Here is a 919-nt window from a genome sequence, read left to right as displayed (position 1 = left end):
GGACAAGAGGGGGTGCTGGGTGGGCTGCGCGGGCATCAGCGGCCTTCCTCGATCCAGGTGGCGGACGGCCCGTCCAGGACGATGTCCCAGCGGTAGCCGAGCGACCATTCGGGCTGGGAGAGCACGTGGTCGTACGTCGCGACCAGCCGCTGCCGCGCCCGTTCGTCGGCGACCGACTGGAGGATCGGGTCGTAGGCGAAGAGCGGATCGCCGGGGAAGTACATCTGGGTGACCAGGCGCTGGGTGAACGCCGTCCCGAAGAGGGAGAAGTGGAGGTGCGCGGGGCGCCATGCGTTGACGTGGTTGCGCCACGGATACGCGCCCGGCTTGATGGTGGTGAAGGTGTAGCTCCCGTCGTCGCCGGTGAGGGTGCGGCCGACGCCGGTGAAGTTGGGGTCGAGCGGGGCGGGGTGCTGGTCGCGCAGATGGGCGTAGCGGCCGGACGCGTTGGCCTGCCACAGCTCGATGAGCTGTCCGCGCACCGGGCGGCCCCGGCTGTCGAGGAGTCGCCCGGAGACGGTGATGCGCTCGCCGAGGGGTTCGCCCTGGTGCTGGACGGTGAGGTCGTTGTCGGTCGCGGTGATGTCGGTGTGGCCGAAGACCGGCGTGTGCAGTTCGACGGTCTCCGGGTCGCCCTGGACGGTGACGAGCGGCTGCCTGGGGTGGCGCAGCAGGCTGCTGCGGTACGGCGGGAAGTCGCGCGGCGGGTGGTGGGCGACGGGCGCCCCGTCGGCGCGGGCCTTGCCGTATTCGTCGTGGAGCGCGGTCAGTTCGCCGTCGATGTCGGACTGGGTGAGGGGCGCCTGAGGTATCCGGGCGGGCATCTGATCCACCGTTACCTTTACCTTTCGAGTACGAGCGCGAGGCCCTGCCCGACCCCGATGCACAACGTGGCCAGCCCCACCCCGGAGCCCGCCGC

The 919-nt window shown here is 71.1% G+C and carries 1 protein-coding gene; it reads right to left on the bottom strand.

Annotated features, from left to right (window positions below):
* Window positions 1–35: 35 nt before the first annotated feature.
* Window positions 36–824 carry a protocatechuate 3,4-dioxygenase subunit beta gene (gene pcaH / locus CCN51_RS52020; protein ID WP_043491665.1) on the bottom strand — a complete coding sequence of 263 codons (789 nt, stop codon included), beginning with the start codon at window positions 822–824 and terminating at the stop codon, window positions 36–38.
* Between the last annotated feature and the right edge of the window lie 95 nt (window positions 825–919).

Source organism: Streptomyces milbemycinicus, from assembly GCF_002154605.1.
In the GTDB taxonomy this organism is placed as follows: Bacteria; Actinomycetota; Actinomycetes; order Streptomycetales; family Streptomycetaceae; genus Streptomyces; species Streptomyces milbemycinicus.
This window is presented reverse-complemented; position numbering and strand designations above follow the sequence as displayed.

What these genes read in the sequence shown, in the direction of transcription:
- pcaH (WP_043491665.1), bottom strand. Translation starts at nt 824, where the DNA reads ATGCCCGCCCGGATACCTCAGGCGCCCCTCACCCAGTCCGACATCGAC.